This window comes from Streptomyces litmocidini, assembly GCF_014649755.1.
Taxonomy (GTDB): domain Bacteria; phylum Actinomycetota; class Actinomycetes; order Streptomycetales; family Streptomycetaceae; genus Streptomyces; species Streptomyces litmocidini.
In genome coordinates, this window is sequence record NZ_BMTQ01000010.1 from 151,629 (window position 1) to 170,050 (window position 18,422).

General features: G+C 72.7%; 14 protein-coding genes. 9 read left to right on the top strand and 5 right to left on the bottom strand.

Annotated features, from left to right (window positions below):
* Nucleotides 1–11: 11 nt before the first annotated feature.
* Complete coding sequence (locus IE180_RS21970; protein WP_229860740.1) at nucleotides 12–1,112, top strand: NAD(P)-binding domain-containing protein; 1,101 nt, start codon at nucleotides 12–14, stop codon at nucleotides 1,110–1,112.
* Nucleotides 1,113–1,377: 265 nt separating this feature from the next.
* Here IE180_RS21970 and IE180_RS21975 read toward each other — a convergent pair whose 3' ends face one another.
* Complete coding sequence (locus tag IE180_RS21975; protein ID WP_190158631.1) at nucleotides 1,378–3,222, bottom strand: ABC transporter ATP-binding protein; 1,845 nt, start codon at nucleotides 3,220–3,222, stop codon at nucleotides 1,378–1,380.
* An 87-nt stretch (nucleotides 3,223–3,309) separates the two neighbouring features.
* On the opposite strand from IE180_RS21975, the gene IE180_RS21980 reads away from it, so the two are divergent.
* The 3 genes from IE180_RS21980 (at nucleotide 3,310) to IE180_RS21990 (ending at nucleotide 8,343) form a co-directional block, all read left to right on the top strand.
* Entirely contained in the window at nucleotides 3,310–3,807 is a 498-nt protein-coding gene (locus IE180_RS21980) for a MarR family winged helix-turn-helix transcriptional regulator (protein ID WP_190158632.1), read from the top strand.
* Between the two features lie 39 nt (nucleotides 3,808–3,846).
* Complete coding sequence (locus IE180_RS21985) at nucleotides 3,847–6,771, top strand: FAD-binding and (Fe-S)-binding domain-containing protein (protein WP_190158633.1); 2,925 nt, start codon at nucleotides 3,847–3,849, stop codon at nucleotides 6,769–6,771.
* Nucleotides 6,772–6,927: 156 nt separating this feature from the next.
* On the top strand, nucleotides 6,928–8,343 hold the full coding sequence (locus IE180_RS21990) for a Gfo/Idh/MocA family protein (RefSeq protein WP_190158634.1): 1,416 nt from the start codon (nucleotides 6,928–6,930) through the stop codon (nucleotides 8,341–8,343).
* A 48-nt stretch (nucleotides 8,344–8,391) separates the two neighbouring features.
* Here IE180_RS21990 and IE180_RS21995 read toward each other — a convergent pair whose 3' ends face one another.
* Both IE180_RS21995 and IE180_RS22000 read right to left on the bottom strand, forming a co-directional pair.
* The gene (locus IE180_RS21995) at nucleotides 8,392–10,005 is read right to left on the bottom strand and encodes a peptide-N4-asparagine amidase (RefSeq protein WP_190158635.1); all 1,614 of its coding nucleotides are present in this window, start codon (nucleotides 10,003–10,005) and stop codon (nucleotides 8,392–8,394) included.
* Between the two features lie 187 nt (nucleotides 10,006–10,192).
* The gene (locus IE180_RS22000) at nucleotides 10,193–10,984 is read right to left on the bottom strand and encodes a metal-dependent hydrolase (protein WP_190158636.1); all 792 of its coding nucleotides are present in this window, start codon (nucleotides 10,982–10,984) and stop codon (nucleotides 10,193–10,195) included.
* 86 nt (nucleotides 10,985–11,070) lie between these two features.
* Between IE180_RS22000 and IE180_RS22005 the strand changes: the two genes are divergently transcribed.
* Nucleotides 11,071–13,629: a DEAD/DEAH box helicase gene (locus IE180_RS22005; protein WP_190158637.1), complete on the top strand. Its 2,559-nt coding sequence runs from the start codon at nucleotides 11,071–11,073 to the stop codon at nucleotides 13,627–13,629.
* Nucleotides 13,630–13,641: 12 nt separating this feature from the next.
* Complete coding sequence (locus tag IE180_RS22010; RefSeq protein WP_190158638.1) at nucleotides 13,642–14,505, top strand: acyl-CoA thioesterase; 864 nt, start codon at nucleotides 13,642–13,644, stop codon at nucleotides 14,503–14,505.
* Between the two features lie 108 nt (nucleotides 14,506–14,613).
* Here the strand turns inward: IE180_RS22010 and IE180_RS22015 are convergent, their stop codons facing one another.
* Entirely contained in the window at nucleotides 14,614–15,723 is a 1,110-nt protein-coding gene (locus IE180_RS22015; protein ID WP_190158639.1) for an FAD-dependent monooxygenase, read from the bottom strand.
* A gap of 166 nt (nucleotides 15,724–15,889) precedes the next feature.
* On the opposite strand from IE180_RS22015, the gene IE180_RS22020 reads away from it, so the two are divergent.
* A complete protein-coding gene (locus IE180_RS22020; RefSeq protein ID WP_190158640.1) occupies nucleotides 15,890–16,852 on the top strand; it encodes a TetR/AcrR family transcriptional regulator C-terminal domain-containing protein in 963 nt (320 codons plus the stop codon).
* Nucleotides 16,853–16,875: 23 nt separating this feature from the next.
* On the opposite strand, the gene IE180_RS22025 is transcribed toward IE180_RS22020, so the two are convergent.
* On the bottom strand, nucleotides 16,876–17,103 hold the full coding sequence (locus IE180_RS22025) for a DUF6011 domain-containing protein (RefSeq protein WP_190158641.1): 228 nt from the start codon (nucleotides 17,101–17,103) through the stop codon (nucleotides 16,876–16,878).
* A gap of 36 nt (nucleotides 17,104–17,139) precedes the next feature.
* Here IE180_RS22025 and IE180_RS22030 point away from each other — a divergent pair, with 36 nt between their 5' ends.
* Both IE180_RS22030 and IE180_RS22035 read left to right on the top strand, forming a co-directional pair.
* Entirely contained in the window at nucleotides 17,140–17,622 is a 483-nt protein-coding gene (locus IE180_RS22030; protein WP_190158642.1) for a glutathione peroxidase, read from the top strand.
* A 61-nt stretch (nucleotides 17,623–17,683) separates the two neighbouring features.
* Nucleotides 17,684–18,382, top strand: a complete 699-nt coding sequence (locus IE180_RS22035) for a putative protein N(5)-glutamine methyltransferase (protein ID WP_229860759.1) — start codon at nucleotides 17,684–17,686, stop codon at nucleotides 18,380–18,382.
* Nucleotides 18,383–18,422 lie beyond the last annotated feature (40 nt).

Consider the following 18,422-nt stretch of genomic DNA (forward strand, 5'->3'; position numbering starts at 1 on the left):
TTGGTGGAAGCGTGAACGATTTCGGGCGCGAAGAGGTCAGGACGGTGGACGTCGTCGTCGTCGGCGCCGGGCAGGCGGGGCTCTCCGCCGCCTTCCACCTGCGCCGTGCCGGCCTGGAGCCGGACCGGGACTTCGTCGTCCTGGACCACGCCCCCGCCCCGGGCGGTGCCTGGCAGTTCCGGTGGCCCTCGCTCACCTACGGCAAGGTGCACGGGATGCACGCGCTGCCCGGCATGGAGCTGACCGGGGCCGATCCCTCGCGTCCCTCCTCGGAGGTGATCGGCGCGTACTTCGACGCGTACGAGCGGACGTTCGGCCTGCGGGTGCACCGGCCCGTCGACGTCGCGGCCGTCCGGGAGGGCGAGGACGGCCGGCTCCGGGTCGAGACCTCGGAGGGCGTGTACGCGCCCCGGGCCCTGATCAACGCGACGGGCACCTGGGACCGTCCGTTCTGGCCGCGCTACCCCGGTCAGGAGACCTTCCGGGGCCGTCAGCTGCACACCTCCGGCTATCCGGGCCCCGGGGAGTTCGCCGGGAAGCGGGTGCTCGTCGTGGGCGGCGGGGCTTCCGGCACCCAGCACCTCATGGAGGTCGCCGAGGTCGCGGCGGAGACGTTCTGGGTGACCCGGCGCGAGCCCGTCTACCGCGAGGGTCCCTTCGGCGAGGCGGAGGGCCGCGCGGCCGTCGCGCTGGTCGAGGACCGGGTGCGGCGCGGGCTGCCGCCGCAGAGCGTCGTCTCGGTCACCGGGCTTCCGCTCAACGACGCGATCCGCGACGCACGCGCGCGCGGGATCCTGGACCGGCTGCCGATGTTCGACCGGATCACCCCGACCGGGGTGGCCTGGGACGACGGCCGGACCGTCGACGTGGACGTCATCCTGTGGGCGACCGGTTTCCGGGCGGCGATCGACCATCTGGCGCCGCTGCGGCTGCGCGAGCCGGGCGGCGGCATCCAGGTGGAGGGCACGCGCGCGGTCCGCGACGAACGCGTCCACCTCGTCGGCTACGGCCCCTCGGCCTCGACGATCGGCGCCAACCGGGCCGGCCGCGCGGCCGTCTCCGACATCCGCCGTCTCCTCGCCCGCGACCGGGTCGCCGCGCCGACCGCCTGAACCGCGCGGCATCCGGCCCCGCACGCGGCGGCGCCGCCGGCCCCCTGGGACGGGGGGCCGGCGGCGCCGGGCACTGCGATCGTCAGACGAGCCAGCCCAGGAAGTGGAGGACGCCGGCGAGCAGGTTGGTGATGACGTTCATGGTGGTGCTTCTCCTCATACAGGTACATCAGTGGGACGTGTGCGGTCGCGGTCTGCAGCCCGTCGCTCGCACTCCGTAATCTTCCGATGCCGTAAGGGAGTTGGGCAACGAATCCCGGGGCGATCACACGTTCTGGGGAACAACCGCTCCCACGTTCGCCCGTTCGGTGCGGGCGTCCCGGCGGACCAGGGCCGCGTACCGCCCGTCCCGGGCGAGCAGTTCCTCGTGCGTCCCGCGCTCGACGATCCCGCCCGCCTCCAGGACGACGATCTGGTCGGCGTCGCGGACGGTGGAGAGCCGGTGGGCGATGGTGATGGTGGTGCGCCCGGCCGACAGGGCGTCGATGGCGCTCTGCACGGCGTGCTCGGTCCGGGTGTCGAGGGCGCTGGTCGCCTCGTCGAGGATCAGCACCGGCGGATCGCGCAGGATGGTGCGCGCGAGGGCGAGGCGCTGCTTCTCGCCGCCCGAGAAGCGGTAGCCGCGCTCGCCGACGAGGGTGTCGTACCCCTCGGGGAGCGAGGCGATGTGCTCGTGGATCTGGGCGGCGCGCGCGGCCGCCTCCATCTCCTCGTCGGTGGCGTCCGGCTTGGCGAAGCGGAGGTTGTCGGCGACGGAGGCGTGGAAGAGGTACGTCTCCTGGGAGACGACGCCGACGGCGCGGGCGAGGGTGTCGAAGTCCAGGTCCCGCACGTCGACCCCGTCGAGGGTGACGCGGCCGCCGGTGACGTCGTACAGCCGGGGCACCAGGTAGCTGAGGGTGGACTTGCCGGAGCCGGTGGGGCCGACGACGGCGAGGCTGCCGCCGGCGGGGACGGTCAGGTCGATGCCGGCCAGGGTCGGGCGGTCCTGCCCCTCGGGGTCGTAGCGGAACTCGACCTTCTCGAAGGAGACCTCGCCCCGGATCTCCGGGAGCCGGACCGGCTCGTCGGGCTCGGTGATGTCGACGGGCAGGTCGAGGTACTCGAAGATGCGCTGGAAGAGCGCGAGGGAGGTCTGCACCTGCACGCCGGTGGAGAGCAGGCTGACGGCGGGCCGGAAGAGGCCCTGCTGGAGCGAGACGAAGGCGACGAGCGTGCCGAGCGAGATCTCCGAGCCGCCCGAACCGAGGGCGATGCCGGCGGCCCAGTAGATCAGGGCGGGCATGGCGGCCATGACGATGCCGATGGTGGACATCCGCCACCGCCCCGCCATGGAGGAGCGCACTTCGAGGTCGACGAGGCGCTCGGACTCCTCGGCGAAGGACCGGGTGAGCGAGTCGGCGCGGCCCATGGTGCGGCCGAGCAGGATGCCGCTGACCGAGAGGGACTCCGTGACGGTCGCGGCCATGGCGGCCATCTGCTTCTGGCGCTGGGTGGTGATCTTCTTGCGCTCGCGGCCGACGCGCCGGCTGATCCAGACGAAGACCGGCAGCAGGAGCAGCGAGACGAGGGTGAGGCGCCAGTCGAGGGCGAGCATGGCGACGACGGTCGCGACGACGGCGGTGAGGTTGGAGACGAGGGAGGTGGCCGTGGAGGTCACGGTCGCCTGCATGCCGCCGATGTCGTTGGCGATGCGGGACTGGACCTCGCCGGTGCGCGTGCGCGTGAAGAAGGCGAGCGGCATCCGCTGGAGCTGCTCGTAGACCCCGGTGCGCAGGTCGTGCATGACGCGCTGGCCGACGGTGGTCGAGATGAGGGTCTGGAGCACGCCGAAGACGCTGGTCAGGACGGCGGTGGCGATCATGCCGAGGGCGAGCAGGCTGAGCAGCCCGGTGCGGCCCTGGGGGATCGCGGTGTCCAGGATCTCCCGGAGGAGGAACGGCGAGGCGACCGACACGAGCGAGGCGGCGCCGACCAGGAGGCCGACGAGCGCGAGGCGCGCGCGGTAGGGGCGGAAGAGCCGCAGGATCCGCCGCACCTGGGCGGGCTCCCTGGGCTGTCCGGAGTCGCGGGGCGGGGGCGTCCAGTCGGACTGGTCGTGGGGGCGCATGGGCTCCTTCGAAGAGGGGTGATCCATCGGAGCATAGCTCACTGTTACCTATACTCACAATGAAGGTGGTCCTGATATTGTTCCCCCATGAGCACCCCCGGCCGTCCGAGCACCTCCGAGCGCCCGAGCACCCCCGACCGTGCGGGCGGGACCGACGCCGACGGGCTCCTCGCCGAGCAGCTGCTGCGGCTCACCCGGCGCCTGCACCGCATCCAGAAGCACCATCTGGAGCCGGTGGGCATCACCCCCGCGCAGTCCCGGCTCCTGCGCACGGTCGCACACTTCGGGGAGCCGCCCCGGATGGCGGACCTCGCGGCCCGCCTGGAGGTCGTCCCGAGGGCCGTGACCAGTCTCGTCGACGGCCTGGAGGCGTGCGACCGGGTGCGCCGGGTGCCCGACCCGAGCAACCGCCGGGTGGTGCGGATCGAGCTCACCGACGCGGGACGCGCCACGCTGCGCGAGTTGCGCAGCGCGCGCCGGGCCGCCGCAGAGGACATCCTTGCTCCATTGACCGTCGAACAGCGCGAGGTGCTCGAGGGTCTGCTGTCCGCCCTGGTCGACTCCGGCCCCGAGCGCGGCTGCTGATCCGTCGGGCGCGGGGCCGCGCCGAAGGGGAGCCGTGACATGCCGCTGCTTGAGCCGAACCCGCAGGCCCTGCGTCCCGGCACGAAGCGGACCCCCGCCCCGGACCGCGTGCCGGAGCTCCTGGCGCGGGGCACTCCGCGGCGACTGCGCGAGGAGCTCACGGAGCTCCTCGGACCGGGGAAGGTCCTGTCGAGGATCTCCGACCTGGTGCGCTACGCCTCGGACGCGAGCCCGTACCGCTTCGTCCCGCAGGTCGTCGTGGTCGCCGAGGACGTCGACGACGTCTCCGCCGTCCTGTCGTACGCCCACGGCAAGGGCCGCGAGGTGGTCTTCCGGGCCGCCGGGACCAGCCTCAACGGACAGGCGCAGGGCGAGGACGTCCTCGTCGACGTGCGCCGCCACTGGGCCGGCGTCGAGGTCCTGGACGACGGGGCCCGGGCGCGGATCCGGCCCGGCACCACGGTGGTGCGGGCGAACGCCGCGCTCGCCCCGTACGGGCGGGTCCTGGGGCCCGATCCGGCCAGCGCGGTCGCCTGCACGATCGGCGGCGTCGTCGCCAACAACGCCTCGGGGATGACGGCCGGCACCGCCCGGAACTCGTACCGGACCGTCGCGTCCCTGACCGTGGTGCTGCCGAGCGGGACCGTGGTCGACACGGCGGACCCGGACGCCGACGAGCAGCTCGCGCGCGCCGAGCCGAGGCTGTGCGCGGAGCTGATGGCGCTGAAGGCGGAGATCGAGGCGGACCCCGCGCTGACCGCGCGGATCCGCGCCAAGCACGCCATCAAGAACACCAACGGCTACCGTCTCGACGCCTTCCTCGACGGCGACACCCCGGTGCGGATCCTGCGCGGCCTGATGGTCGGATCCGAGGGCACCCTCGGCTTCATCTCCGAGGTCGTCTTCGACACCCTGCCGCTGAACCGGGAGGTGTCCACGGCCCTGCTCCTCTTCCCCTCGCTGCCGGCGGCCGCCGCGGCCGTGCCCCTGTTCAACGAGGCCGGGGCGCTCGCCGTCGAACTGATGGACGGCAACACGCTGCGGGCCTCGGTGAGGGTGGCGGGCGTGCCCGCCGACTGGGCGGAGCTGCCCAAGGAGGCGGCGGCCCTCCTGGTCGAGTTCCGGGCCCCGGACGCGGCGGCCCTGGAGGCGTACGAACGGGCGGCCCTGTCCGTGCTCGCAGGCCTCGACCTGGTCGCCCCGGTGGCCTCCGTGGAGAACGCCTTCACCCGGGACCCGAAACGGATCTCCGGCTACTGGAAGGCCCGCAGGGCCTTCGTGACGGCGGTCGGCGGCTCCCGCCCCTCCGGCACGACCCTGATCACCGAGGACTTCGCGGTGCCGCCGGAGCGGCTGGCGGAGGCCTGCGAGGCGCTGCTCGGCCTCCAGGCCCGGCACGGCTTCGACGCGGCCGTGGCCGGCCACGCGGCCCACGGCAACCTCCACTTCCTGCTCGCCTTCGACGCGGGCGACCCCGCCGACGTCCAGCGGTACGCGGCCTTCATGGACGAGTTCTGCAAGCTGACCGTGGAGCGCTTCGACGGCTCGCTGAAGGCGGAGCACGCCACCGGCCGCAACATCGCGCCCTTCCTGGAGCTGGAGTGGGGAACGCGGGCGACCGAGCTGATGTGGCGGGTCAAGGAGGCCCTCGACCCCGCCGGGGTGCTCGCCCCGCGGATCGTCCTGGACCGCGACCCGCAGGCCCATCTGCGCGGCCTGAAGACGATCCCCACCGTGGAACGGACCGCCGATCCCTGCATCGAGTGCGGCTTCTGCGAACCGACGTGCCCCAGCCAGGACCTGACGACCACTCCGCGCCAGCGGATCGTGCTGCGCCGGGAGATGATGCGCCAGTCCGACGGCTCCCCCGTCGAGGCCCGGCTCCTGGAGTCGTACGGCTACGACGCCGTCGACACCTGCGCCGGCGACTCCACCTGCGGGCTGGCCTGCCCGGTCGGGATCGACACGGGGGCGCTCATGAAGGAGTTCCGGCACGAGCGGCACTCGCCGGGCGAGGAGCGGATCGCAGCCCTGGCCGCGCGGAACTTCCGCGCGGTGGAGGCCTCCGCGCGGCTCGCGGTCGCCGCCGCGGACCGGATCGGCGACCGGATTCTGGGGTCGCTGACGGGCCTCGCCCGCAGGGCCGTCCGCCCCGACCTCGTACCGGAGTGGCTGCCGGAGATCCCGGGCCCGGCGGCGAGGCGGCTGCCCCGCACCCACCGGCCGGCCGCGGTCGCCGTCTACTACCCGGCCTGTGTGAACCGCGTCTTCGGCGGTCCGGAGGGCGATCCCGGGCCCTCGCTCCCGGAGGCCGTCGTCGCGGTCTCGGCGCGGGCCGGACGGCCGGTGTGGATCCCGGACGACGTGGCCGGCACGTGCTGCGCGACGATCTGGCACTCCAAGGGGTACGAGCGGGGCAATGAGGTGATGGCGAACCGGATCGTCGAGGCCGCCTGGGGGTGGACGGCCGGCGGACGGCTGCCGCTCGTGGTGGACGCCTCCTCGTGCGCCCTCGGGATCGCGGACGAGGTGGTGCCGTACCTGACGGAGGACAACCGGGCGCTGCACGCCGAACTGACCGTCCTCGACTCGCTCGTGTGGGCGGCGGACGAACTGCTCCCCCGGCTGGAGGTGCGGCGTCGCGTCGCCTCGGCCGTGGTCCATCCGACGTGCTCGATGCGGCACCTGGGCGACGAGGAGAGGCTCACCGAGCTCGCCGGGGCCTGCGCGGAGGAGGTCGTCGTCCCGGCCGACGCGGGTTGCTGCGCCTTCGCCGGGGACCGGGGCATGCTGCATCCGGAGCTGACGGCCTCGGCGACGGCCCGCGAGGCGGCCGAGGTCACGGCCAGGCCGTTCGACGCGCACCTCTCGGCCAACCGGATGTGCGAGATCGGGATGGACCGGGCGACGGGCCGGAGCTACGGATCGGTGCTCCTCGCACTGGAACGCGCCACTCGACCCTGACTATCCGTCAATCCGCCCGCCGCCCCGGGCGGACAGGACCCCTCACCCCGTACGGTGAGGGGTCCTTCGTATGTTCGGGTGATCATCCGCGGCCGGTGCCGCTCGACGGAGGAACCGGAACAGTACAGTCCAACCACCCGCCACCAGGGAGGTCCCATGGACGACCAGACATCGCGCCCCCCGAGCCGTCGCACGGTCCTCAGGACCACCGCGGGAGCGGCCGGAGCCGGGCTCGGCATCACCGCCGCGGGCGGGCAGACCGCCCGGGCCGCCACCGGAGCCGTCCCCGCCGCCCGGCCGGAGGCCGCGGCCGTGCCCCGGCGCCGGGGCGCCACCATGGCCGGGGTCCCGTTCGAGCGCCGCTCCACCGTCCGGATCGCCCTCGTCGGGCTCGGCAACCGCGGCGGCAGCATGATCAACCTCTACCTCGCCCTCCCCTGGGTCCGGGTGGTCGCCGTCTGCGACCCGGTGCGCGAGAAGGCCGAACGGGCCGCCGCGGCCGTCGTCGCCGCCGGACAGCCCGCCCCCGCCCTGTACACCCACGGCGAGGACGACTACGAGAACCTCCTCACCCGCACGGACATCGACTTCGTGCACGTGGCGACCCCCTGGGACAGCCACTTCGCGATCGCCAGATCGGCGATGCTGAACGGCAAGCACGTCGGCGTGGAGTGTCCGGTCGCGATGGAGCTCGCCGAGCTGTGGGAGCTGGTCGACCTGTCGGAGCAGACCCGCCGCCACTGCATGCAGCTGGAGAACTGCTGCTACGGGCGGAACGAGATGCGGGTGCTGCGGATGGCGCACGCCGGGAAGTTCGGGGAGCTGCTGCACGGCGCGGGGGCGTACAACCACGACCTGCGCGAACTGCTGTTCTCGCCGACGTACTACGAGGGGCCCTGGCGCCGGCTGTGGCACACGCGGCTGCGCGGGGACCTCTACCCGAACCACGGCTTCGGGCCGGTCGCCAACTACATGGACGTCAACCGGGGCGACCGGGCGGTGAGCATCAGCAGCTTCGGCACCCCGGCGCTCGGCCTCGCCGAGTACCGCGCGGCGCACGTGCCGCCCGGCGACCCGAGCTGGAAGGAGACGTACGTCGAGAGCGACCGGACGGTCAGCGTGGTCAGGACGGCCAAGGGGCGGCTGATCCGTCTGGAGCACGACGTCTCCACCCCGCACCCGTACAGCAGGATCAACAGCCTGGGCGGTACGCGGGGGGTCTTCGAGGACTACCCGGCCCGGATCTATCTGGAGCCGGACCACAAGGACGACCAGTGGGGCGACTTCTCGGCGTACGCGGCCGAGTTCGACCACTGGCTGTGGAAGGAGCACGCCAACCCGCCGGGCGGTCACGGCGGCATGGACTACATCATGGTCCACCGCCTGACGCAGTGCCTCCAGCTGGGTCTTCCGCCGGACTTCGACGTGTACGACGCCGCCACCTGGACGGCTCCGGTGCCGCTGAGCCACGCCTCGGTGAAGGCGAACGGCGCGCCGCAGGAGATCCCCGACTTCACGCGCGGCGAGTGGAAGAAGGCGCGCTCGGGCGTGGACTCGGTGAAGCCGGTCTGATCGGTCCGTGCCCGGCCCCGGAGGCACCGGGGCCGGGCACCGTCGTGTTCAGCAGCGCCGCAGGTCCTGGGTGACCGTGCCCTGGACGGACGTCAGGATCCGGTCGTAACAGCCGTCGGAGCCGTACAGGCGGTAGCGCTCGGTGCTGGTGCCGAGCGCGTGCCGCTGTTCGCGGGGGACGCCGAGGTTGAAGGAGGCGTCGCCGGTGTACGTGTCGTCCAGGCGCGACCAGGAGAGCCGCTCGCCGCCCCGGACGACGTCGACGGCGGCGCGGTCGCCGACGGTGAGGACGGTCCGCAGGCGGTTCGCCCCGTCGACGGAGATCTCGCCGTCCATGGTGTACGTGCGCCGGGTGTGGGTCGCGGTCCGGCCGACGGTCACGGTCTCGTCGTCGGTCCAGCGGGCGGTCAGCCCGTCGGGGTTCTCGTCCGCGCCCCAGCGGTGCGTGGAGCGGTGGTCGACGGTACGGGTGACGGTGGTCGCGACGCGGCCGTGCGAGGTGTTCAGGTGGCCGGCGACGGTGAGCGCGTCGCCGCCCGTGGTCTCCAGGACGTCCGGCGAACCGGCCGTGTACACGGCCGAGTTGCGCGGGGTGCCGGACTCCTGCCGGTCCAGGGCGCCGGTGACGACCTCGCTGCCCTCGTCCTGCCAGAGGAGCACGTTGGCGGGGACGCTCCAGCCGGACTGCCCGGCGGGGACGCCGGCGACGGAGACCTCCACGCGATGGGCCGCGCCGTCGTTGAGCAGGGCCGCGAACGGCGTGAGGTCGTAGGTGATCGGCTGCACGTCGAAGGCGCGCGGCGCGGGCGTCACGTACCAGAGGAAGGGGTTGGACCAGCCGCCGGTCCAGACGTGCGGGAAGGGGGCCGCGATGCCGGCGAGCTTCCCGTCGACGGAGATCCGCACCTCCCGGTAGGGGCCGTCGGCGGCCTTGCAGGAGTAGGGGGCGGCGTCGGGGACGGTGAGGTACCAGAACTCCTCGCAGCCGCCGCCGGATCCGGTGGCGTACACCTCGGCGAGGACGCGCTCGGTGTTGCGCGGGGTGGTGAGGGTGGTGCCGGTGAGCGGCACGACCCGGTCGGGGGTGCCGGCGGCGGGCTTCACGCGGCCCCCGGCGGTGTGGAAGGTGAGGGTCACGCGGACGTCGATGACACCGGTGTACGTCTCGTTGACGACGTTGCCGATGAGCATCTCGACGGGCTGCGGGCGGCTGAGCGTGTCGCGGTAGCGGGTGACGTCCTTCTCGACGGACCAGGCGATGCCGTCGGGAGAGGGCTCGGGGGTGGAGGTGCGCAGGAGCTCGACGCCGCCGAGGCTGAGGTGGCCGAGGCGGTCGTACTGGCGGCCCTCGACCTGTCCGTCGAGGCGCAGGACGACCTTGTTCCAGCGGGCGTCCGTGCCGCACTCCTTCGGCGGGGTGTAGCTGCCGCGGTACGGGGTGAAGTCGCGGAACCGGGCCGCGGCGAGGGTGACCTCGCAGGTGCGGGTGCCGGGGGTGGCGACGGGCGGCGCGGCGGTGACCGGGTCGTGCCAGTCGGTGGTGAACTCGGCGGGGGGCGTCGGGCCGGTCGGACCGTCGGCGGCGGCCGGGTGGGCGGTGAACAGCGCGCCGGCGGCGAGCACCAGACCGCCGATCACGCTCGTGATCTTGAGTGATCTCATGGGGCGGAAGTGAAACGTGGTCCCGCACCGCGGTCCAGAGGGCGATGAGCGGACATGGCGCGATCCGTTCCCCGATGGGAGGAATCGTTCGACGCGCCGGGCACTCCCGGCCGGACGCCCCCGGACGCGCCGGGCTCTCCCGGCCGGACGCCCCCGGACGCGCCGGGCACTCCCGGCCGGACGCTTCCTAGAGGAACCCGAGCGCCGAGGCCCCGCCGACGCCGCCCAGGACCATGAAGGCGGGCATCAGGACCTTGAGCTCGACCCAGCTTCCGGCCCGGAAGCGCATGCCCTTGGGCGGGCCGATCGGGTACCAGCGCTTGCGGCCGACGGGGATGGGCCACAGGATCGGGCAGCCCGAGACGGTCAGGGCGTCGCCGATGTCGTGCACCAGGGCGCCGAGGACGATGGGCAGGCCCAGCCACAGGTACTCCTGGCCGGAGCCGGTGAAGAGCCAGTCCGAGCCGTTGCCGGGCTGGTCGAGGACGCCCGCGAGGATCCAGGCGCCGGCGGCGCCGAGCAGCCAGACCAGGACGTCGCTGGACATCCGGGCGGCCCGCCACAGCAGGCCTTCCACGGCGAGGACCAGGTGGACGAAGAGGATCGCGAGGACGGCCCAGCGGCCGCCGGTGACCGCCGCGACGGAGGCCCCGGCGCCGATCAGGACCGCCCAGAGCCAGGTGTGGGTCAGGGTCCGGTGGCCGCCGGACCTGCGGGGGTCGGCGGAGGAGCGGGTCGCCTTGTAGACGGCGTACGACAGCTTGTCGACGATCTCGCAGAGGCCCCGGGAGACCGGCCCGAAGGCGCGGGAGATGGTCGCCGACCTGTGGTCGAGGTCGGGTGCGAGGGCCGCGCCCGCGCAGATGAGCGCGCCGGCGACGAGAACGGGCCAGGGCATCGGGTGGTCGAAGGCGGCCGCGGCCGCTCCGACGCCCAGCCAGGCCGCCGCTCCGGACAGCGAGTGCGCCGGTCCCATCATGGTTGGCCCGCCCCGTTTCTCCCCTGCCGGCGGTCGGTTGACGTCCGGTCGACGGACGAGCCTACCGTCCGTGATCACGGCAGCTGATGGCCGGTTCCCTCATCCGAGCGGAATGCGGGCAAGATGGGGGCGTGACCCTTATCGATCAGCTGCCGCCGACCGCCGACCCCGACGCCCTCTTCGAGGCCTTCTCCTCCTGGGCCGAGGACCGGGGCATCACGCTCTACCCGGCCCAGGAAGAGGCGCTGATCGAGGTCGTCTCCGGGGCCAACGTGATCCTCTCCACCCCCACCGGATCGGGAAAGTCGCTGGTCGCGGCGGGGGCGCACTTCACCGCGCTCGCCCATGACCAGGTGACCTTCTACACCGCGCCGATCAAGGCGCTGGTGTCGGAGAAGTTCTTCGACCTGTGCAAGCTCTTCGGCACCGAGAACGTCGGCATGCTGACCGGCGACGCCTCCGTGAACGCGGACGCGCCGGTGATCTGCTGCACGGCGGAGGTGCTCGCCTCGATCGCGCTGCGGGACGGCAAGGACGCCGACATCGGCCAGGTCGTCATGGACGAGTTCCACTTCTACGCCGAGCAGGACCGCGGCTGGGCCTGGCAGATCCCGCTCCTCGAACTCCCCCAGGCGCAGTTCGTCCTGATGTCGGCGACCCTCGGCGACGTGTCGATGTTCGAGAAGGACCTGACCCGGCGGACCGGGCGGCCGACCTCGGTGGTCCGCTCGGCGACCCGGCCGGTGCCGCTGTCGTACGAGTACCGGCTCACGCCCATCACGGACACCCTGACCGAGCTCCTGGAGACCAAGCAGGCGCCCGTCTACATCGTGCACTTCACACAGGCGCAGGCCGTCGAGCGCGCGCAGTCGCTGATGAGCATCAACATGTGCACGCGCGAGGAGAAGGACCGGATCGCCGAGCTGATCGGCAACTTCCGCTTCACCACCAAGTTCGGCCAGAACCTCTCGCGGTACGTGCGGCACGGCATCGGCGTGCACCACGCGGGCATGCTGCCGAAGTACCGGCGGCTCGTGGAGAAGCTGGCCCAGGCGGGCCTCCTGAAGGTGATCTGCGGCACCGACACCCTCGGCGTCGGGGTGAACGTGCCGATCCGCACGGTGCTCTTCACGGCCCTCACCAAGTACGACGGCAACCGGGTGCGCACGCTGCGCGCCCGCGAGTTCCACCAGATCGCGGGCCGGGCCGGCCGGGCCGGCTTCGACACGGCCGGTCTCGTGGTGGCGCAGGCCCCCGAGCACGTCATCGAGAACGAGAAGGCGCTCGCGAAGGCCGGCGACGACCCGAAGAAGCGCCGCAAGGTGGTCCGCAAGAAGGCCCCCGAGGGCTTCGTCGCCTGGAGCGAGACCACCTTCGAGAAGCTGATCGAGGCCGAGCCGGAGCCGCTGACCTCCCGCTTCAAGGTCACCAACATCATGCTGCTCTCGGTGATCGCCCGGCCGGGCGACGCCTTCGAGGCGATGCGCAAGCTCCTGGAGGACAACCACGAGCCGCGCAAGGCGCAGCTGCGGCACATCCGCCGGGCCATCGCGATCTACCGCTCGCTGCTGGACGGCGGTGTGGTGGAGCGGCTGGACGAGCCGGACGCCGAGGGCCGCACGATCCGGCTGACGGTCGACCTCCAGCAGGACTTCGCGCTCAACCAGCCGCTGTCGACCTTCGCCCTCGCCGCGTTCGACCTGCTGGACCCGGAGTCCCCCTCGTACGCCCTGGACATGGTGTCCGTCGTCGAGTCGACGCTGGACGACCCGCGCCAGATCCTCGCCGCCATGCAGAACAAGGCGCGCGGGGAGGCCGTCGGACGGATGAAGGCGGACGGCGTCGAGTACGAGGAGCGGATGGAGCGGCTCCAGGACATCTCGTACCCGAAGCCGCTGGAGGAGCTGCTCTGGCACGCGTACAACGTCTACCGGAAGTCGCACCCGTGGGTCGGCGACCACCCGGTGTCGCCGAAGTCGGTCATCCGTGACATGTACGAACGGGCGCTGACCTTCACGGAGTTCACCTCCTGGTACGAGCTGGCGCGGACCGAGGGCATCGTCCTGCGGTACCTCGCGAGCGCGTACAAGGCGCTCGACCACACCATCCCCGACGACCTGAAGACCGAGGACCTGGAGGACCTGATCGCCTGGCTGGGCGAGATGGTGCGGCAGGTGGACTCCTCGCTGCTGGACGAGTGGGAGCAGCTGGCCAACCCGGAGGTCCAGACGGCCGAGGAGGCCCAGGAGAAGGCCGACCAGGTCAAGCCGGTCACGTCGAACGCCCGCGCGTTCCGGGTGCTGGTGCGCAACGCCATGTTCCGCCGGGTGGAACTGGCCGCCCTCGACAACGTCGACGCGCTCGGCGAGCTGGACGCCGAGTCCGGCTGGGACGCGGACGCGTGGGGCGAGGCGATGGACGCGTACTGGGACGAGTACGACGATCTGGGTACGGGCCCGGACGCGCGCGGTCCGAAGCTGCTCGCGATCGAGGAGGACGCGGCGCACGGCCTGTGGCGCGTCCGGCAGACCTTCGCCGACCCGAACGGCGACCATGACTGGGGCATCAGCGCGGAGGTGGACCTCGCGGCCTCCGACGAGGAGGGCCGGGCGGTGGTCCGCGTGACGTCCGTCGGACAGCTGTAGAGGAGACCTGTGGTGACCAACCCCGCCGAGAGGCTCGTGGACCTGCTCGACCTGGAGCGGATCGAGGTCGACATCTTCCGCGGGCACAGCCCGCAGGAGTCGTTGCAACGGGTCTTCGGCGGCCAGGTCGCCGGGCAGGCCCTGGTGGCGGCCGGCCGCACCACGGAGGGCGACCGGCCGGTGAACTCGCTGCACGCCTACTTCCTGCGGCCGGGCCGGCCCGGGGTGCCGATCGTGTACCAGGTGGAGCGGGTGCGCGACGGCCGGTCGTTCACGACCCGCCGCGTCACCGCGATCCAGGAGGGGCGGACGGTCTTCAATCTGACGGCCTCCTTCCACAAGCCGGAGGAGGGCGCCTTCGAGCACCAGTTGCCGCCGAGGCACCTGACCGACCCGGAGACCCTGCCGAACCTCGCGGACGAGATCCGGGAGCACCTGGGCGCGCTGCCGGAGGCCCTGGAGCGGATGGCCCGCCGGCAGCCCTTCGACATCCGGTACGTGGACCGGCTGCGCTGGACGCAGGAGGAGGTCAAGGACGCGGACCCGCGCTCCGCGGTGTGGATGCGGGCCGTCGGTCCGCTGGGCGACGACCCGCTGGTCCACACCTGTGCCCTGACGTACGCCTCGGACATGACCCTCCTGGACGCGGTCCGGATCCCGGTCGAGCCGCTGTGGGGTCCGCGGGGGTTCGACATGGCCTCGCTGGACCACGCGATGTGGTTCCACCGGCCCTTCCGGGCGGACGAGTGGTTCCTGTACGACCAGGAGTCCCCGGTCGCCACGGGCGGCCGGGGACTCGCGCGGGGCCGGATCTACGACCGCGAGGGCCGGCTCCTGGTGTCGGTGGTCCAGGAGGGCCTGTTCAGGAAGCTCTGACCCTCGCGGGCCGCGGGAGGTTCCGGCCCTCGTGGGTCGCGGGAGGTTCCGGCCCTCGTGGGTCGCCCGTACTCGGCGCCGTCCCGGGCGTCTCCTTCCGGGCCGGGGTCAGCAGTCCAGTGAGAGTGCGTTCTTGGCGCGCTCGACGGACTCCTCCGAGGCGGGTCCTCCGGGATTCTCGGTGGCCAGGGCCTGGTTGAGAGTGACGAAGGGGCGCATCCGCCGCTCGTAGCGGGCATACGCGGTGCGGTGGTCGCCCTCGGCCCGGGCGAGGCAGTCGGCCAGCACGTGGGCGCCGACGAGGGCCAGGCTGGTGCCCTGCCCCGACAGGGGGGAAGGGCAGTAGCCGGCGTCGCCGAGCAGGGTCACCCGGCCCCGCGACCACGTCTCCATGCGGATCTGGGCCATGGCGTCGCAGTAGAAGTCGGGCGCCCTCCGGGCGGCTTCGGCCAGGCGGGGCCCCTCCCAGCGCATCGACGCGAGCTTGTCCACGACGATCCGCCGCAGGGCGCCCTGGTCGTGGAGGTCGCGGGCGAGCGGGGCGGACTCGAAGCCGAAGGCGATCCTGAGTTCGGTGTTGCCGCGCACGGGCATGATGCCGAAGCCCGCGTCACCGTCCCGGAGCCACATCTGCCAGTCGTCCAGGGCGAGGAAGTTGTCCGCGCCGAACACCGAGAGGTAGCTGCCCAGGTGGTGGGCGAAGCGTTCCTCCGGGCCGAAGGCCAGGCGCCGCACCGTGGAGTGGAGGCCGTCGGCCCCGACCACGAGGTCGAAGGTGCGGGAGGGCCCGTGCGCGAAGGCGACGTGGACGCCGGTCCCGTCCTCGTCGAGCGCGGTGACGCTGTCGCCGAAGAGGTACTCGACGTCCGACCTCGTGTGCTCGTGGACCATGCGCACCAGGTCCTCGCGCAGCACCTCGATGTCCTCGCCGTCGAGCCGTCCGCTGCTGAAGGTCGCCTCCGTGGAGCGGTGGACCTCGTTGCCGTCGGGGTCGAGGACCGACATGCCGCGCATCCGGGTCCGTTCGCGGCGCACCTGCTCCAGCAGGCCCATCCGCTCGACGACGTCGAGCGCGACGCCGCGGACGTCCACGGCCTGGCCGCCGGGCCGTCGCCCCGGAGCGCGTTCGACGACGGTGGGGGCGAAGCCGTGGCGGTGGAGCCAGTGGGCGAGGACGGGGCCGGCGATGCCGCCGCCGGAGACGAGTACGGTCCGCATGGGAGGCTCCCCTGTTCTGGTGTACGGCGTATGCGCTCCGAACGTACGCCGTACACACAGTTGCTTCAACGGACCGTTCACACGTCCTGTACTAGGCCAGAGGACTCCGATCCGGCATTGCCGCTGCTACCTTCTGCACTAGTACAGACAAGAAAGGCGACCGGTCGTGACGAAGACCACAGGAACAGCGGGCGATCCGCCCTATCTCCGCATCGTCGCCGCGCTCCGGCGGCGCATCGCGGACGGTGAACTCGCCCCCGGAGACCGGGTTCCCTCGACCCGGCGGATCGCTGCGGAGTGGGACGTCGCGCTCGCCACCGCCACCAAGGCCCTGACCACCCTGCGGCTGGAGGGTCTCGTCGAGGCCCGGCCCCGGATCGGCACGGTCGTCGCCGGAACCGTCCTCGCCGCGCAGGCCCGCGGCCGTCCCTCGTCCGCCCCCGACTCCGAGCGGGAGCTGAGCCTCGACCGGATCGTCCGTGCCGCCATCGAGATCGCCGACGCCGAAGGGCTCCCGGCGCTCTCCATGCGCGGCGTCGCGGCCCGCCTCGGCGTCGCGGCCATGTCGACCTACCGGTACGTCGCGAGCAAGGAAGACCTCGTCCTGCACATGGCCGACGCCGCCTTCGGCGAGGGCTCCTACCCCCCGGACGCCCCCGAGGACTGGCGCGGCCGCATCGAGCTGGGTGCGCGGACCCTGTGGGACCTGTACCGGAAACACCCGTGGCTGGCCCACCTCGACACCCTGACGCGCCCGCTGCTCGTACCCAACCTGATGGTCCACGGCGAGTGGGTGCTGGACGCCCTCGACGGCCACGGGCTCGACCCCACGACGCTGTTCGACATCCACGTCCTGCTCTACAGCCACGTCCAGGGCCTGGCAGTGCACCTGGAGAAGGAAGCGCACGCCGAGGCCACCACGGGCCAGTCGGAGGAGGAGTGGATGAAAAGCCGCGGTCCCGCCCTCCGGGAACTGGTGGAATCCGGCCGCTTCCCGACCTTCGGCAAGGTGCTCGGCGCCTTCGAGGCCGGCTACGACCTGCGTCTGGACGCACTCTTCGCATTCGGCCTCAAGGCGCTCCTCGACGGTCTGGCCCCCCTCGTCGAAGGCCGGCGGACCGACACGTAGGGAACGCGTGCGGAACGGTCGCCTCAGTCGGCCGGCGGCTCCAGCCCCGGGAGGGTGTCCTGTTCGACCTCGTGGCGGCGGGTGCGGATGTCCGGGGGCGCCGGGTGGAGTTTGGCGTCGCAGGTGGGGCCCAGCCCCGTGCGCCGGGAATCCGCGCCGGTCAGGGGGCGGCCGCAGAGCCGGCAGTACACCCGGCGCGGTCCCGTCCGCTCCGCGGAATCGATCGCGATTGCCAGTGGTTCGTCTCCCATGCTGAGATCAAACCCCATTCCGACGAGGAGCAGTCCATGAGCCTGTACGACATCCCCCTGAAGACCCTGGCCGGCGAGCCGTTCTCCCTCGCCGACCACCGCGACCGTGCCGTGCTGGTGGTGAACGTGGCATCGAAGTGCGGCCTCACCCCGCAGTACGCGGGTCTGGAGCGGCTGCAGAAGGAGTACGGGGAGCGCGGCTTCACGGTGCTCGGGGTGCCCTGCAACCAGTTCGCGGGGCAGGAGCCGGGCAGCGCCGAGGAGATCGCGACCTTCTGTTCGGCGACGTACGGGGTCTCCTTCCCGCTCCTGGAGAAGACCGACGTCAACGGCGAGGGCCGCCACCCGCTCTACTCGGAGCTGGTGAAGGTCGCCGACGCCGAGGGCGAGGCCGGTGACGTGCAGTGGAACTTCGAGAAGTTCCTCATCGGCCGTGACGGCGAGGTCACCCGCTTCCGCCCCCGCACCGAGCCGGAGGCCCCCGAGGTCGTGGCGGCGATCGAGGCACAGCTTGCCTGACCCGGGGGTCGTCGAACGGCTGCGGGCCGCCGGGTGCGTCTTCGCCGAGGAGGAGGCGGAGATGCTCCTCGCGACCGCCGCCGGGCCCGCCGAGCTCGACCTGATGGTCGAGCGGCGGGCCTCGGGCCTGCCGCTGGAGCACGTCGTGGGGTGGGCCGAGTTCGCCGGGCTGCGGATCGAGGTCGACGCCGGGGTCTTCGTGCCCCGGCGGCGTACGGAGTTCCTCGTCGGCCACGCGGTGGAGCTGGCCCGGCCCGGCGCCGTCTGCGTCGACCTGTGCTGCGGCTCCGGCGCGGCGGGCGCCGTGCTGCTCGCCGGGGTCGAGGGGGCTCGGGTGCACGCCTCGGACGTCGAGCCGGCGGCGGTGCGCTGCGCCCGTCGGAACGTCGAGCCGCGCGGCGGCCGGGTGTACGAGGGGGACCTCTTCGCGCCGCTGCCGCGGGAGCTGCGGGGCCGGGTCGAGGTCCTGGTCGCCAACGTGCCGTACGTGCCCACCGGGGAGATCGGGCTGCTGCCGCCCGAGGCCCGCGACCACGAGCCGCTCGTCACGCTCGACGGCGGCGCGGACGGTCTCGACGTGCTGCGGCGGGTCGCCGGCGAGGCGCCGGAGTGGCTGGCGCCGGGCGGACACCTGTTGGTGGAGACGAGCGAGCGGCAGACGGAGGCGGCGCTCGCGGTGATGTCCGCGGCCGGTCTGGCGCCGCGGGTCCTCACCTCCGAGGAGTGGTGGGCGACGATCGTGGTCGCGACCCGGCCGTAGGGCGGGGGAGCGGTCCCGGCCGCTCCCCCGTGCGGTCCGG

Coding starts and splice junctions, on each gene's coding strand:
- IE180_RS21975 (WP_190158631.1), bottom strand. CDS start 3,222: ATGCGCCCCCACGACCAGTCCGACTGGACGCCCCCGCCCCGCGACTCC.
- IE180_RS21980 (WP_190158632.1), top strand. CDS start 3,310: ATGAGCACCCCCGGCCGTCCGAGCACCTCCGAGCGCCCGAGCACCCCC.
- IE180_RS21985 (WP_190158633.1), top strand. CDS start 3,847: ATGCCGCTGCTTGAGCCGAACCCGCAGGCCCTGCGTCCCGGCACGAAG.
- IE180_RS21990 (WP_190158634.1), top strand. CDS start 6,928: ATGGACGACCAGACATCGCGCCCCCCGAGCCGTCGCACGGTCCTCAGG.
- IE180_RS21995 (WP_190158635.1), bottom strand. CDS start 10,005: ATGAGATCACTCAAGATCACGAGCGTGATCGGCGGTCTGGTGCTCGCC.
- IE180_RS22000 (WP_190158636.1), bottom strand. CDS start 10,984: ATGATGGGACCGGCGCACTCGCTGTCCGGAGCGGCGGCCTGGCTGGGC.
- IE180_RS22005 (WP_190158637.1), top strand. CDS start 11,071: ATGGCCGGTTCCCTCATCCGAGCGGAATGCGGGCAAGATGGGGGCGTG.
- IE180_RS22015 (WP_190158639.1), bottom strand. CDS start 15,723: ATGCGGACCGTACTCGTCTCCGGCGGCGGCATCGCCGGCCCCGTCCTC.
- IE180_RS22025 (WP_190158641.1), bottom strand. CDS start 17,103: ATGGGAGACGAACCACTGGCAATCGCGATCGATTCCGCGGAGCGGACG.
- IE180_RS22030 (WP_190158642.1), top strand. CDS start 17,140: ATGAGCCTGTACGACATCCCCCTGAAGACCCTGGCCGGCGAGCCGTTC.
- IE180_RS22035 (WP_229860759.1), top strand. CDS start 17,684: ATGCTCCTCGCGACCGCCGCCGGGCCCGCCGAGCTCGACCTGATGGTC.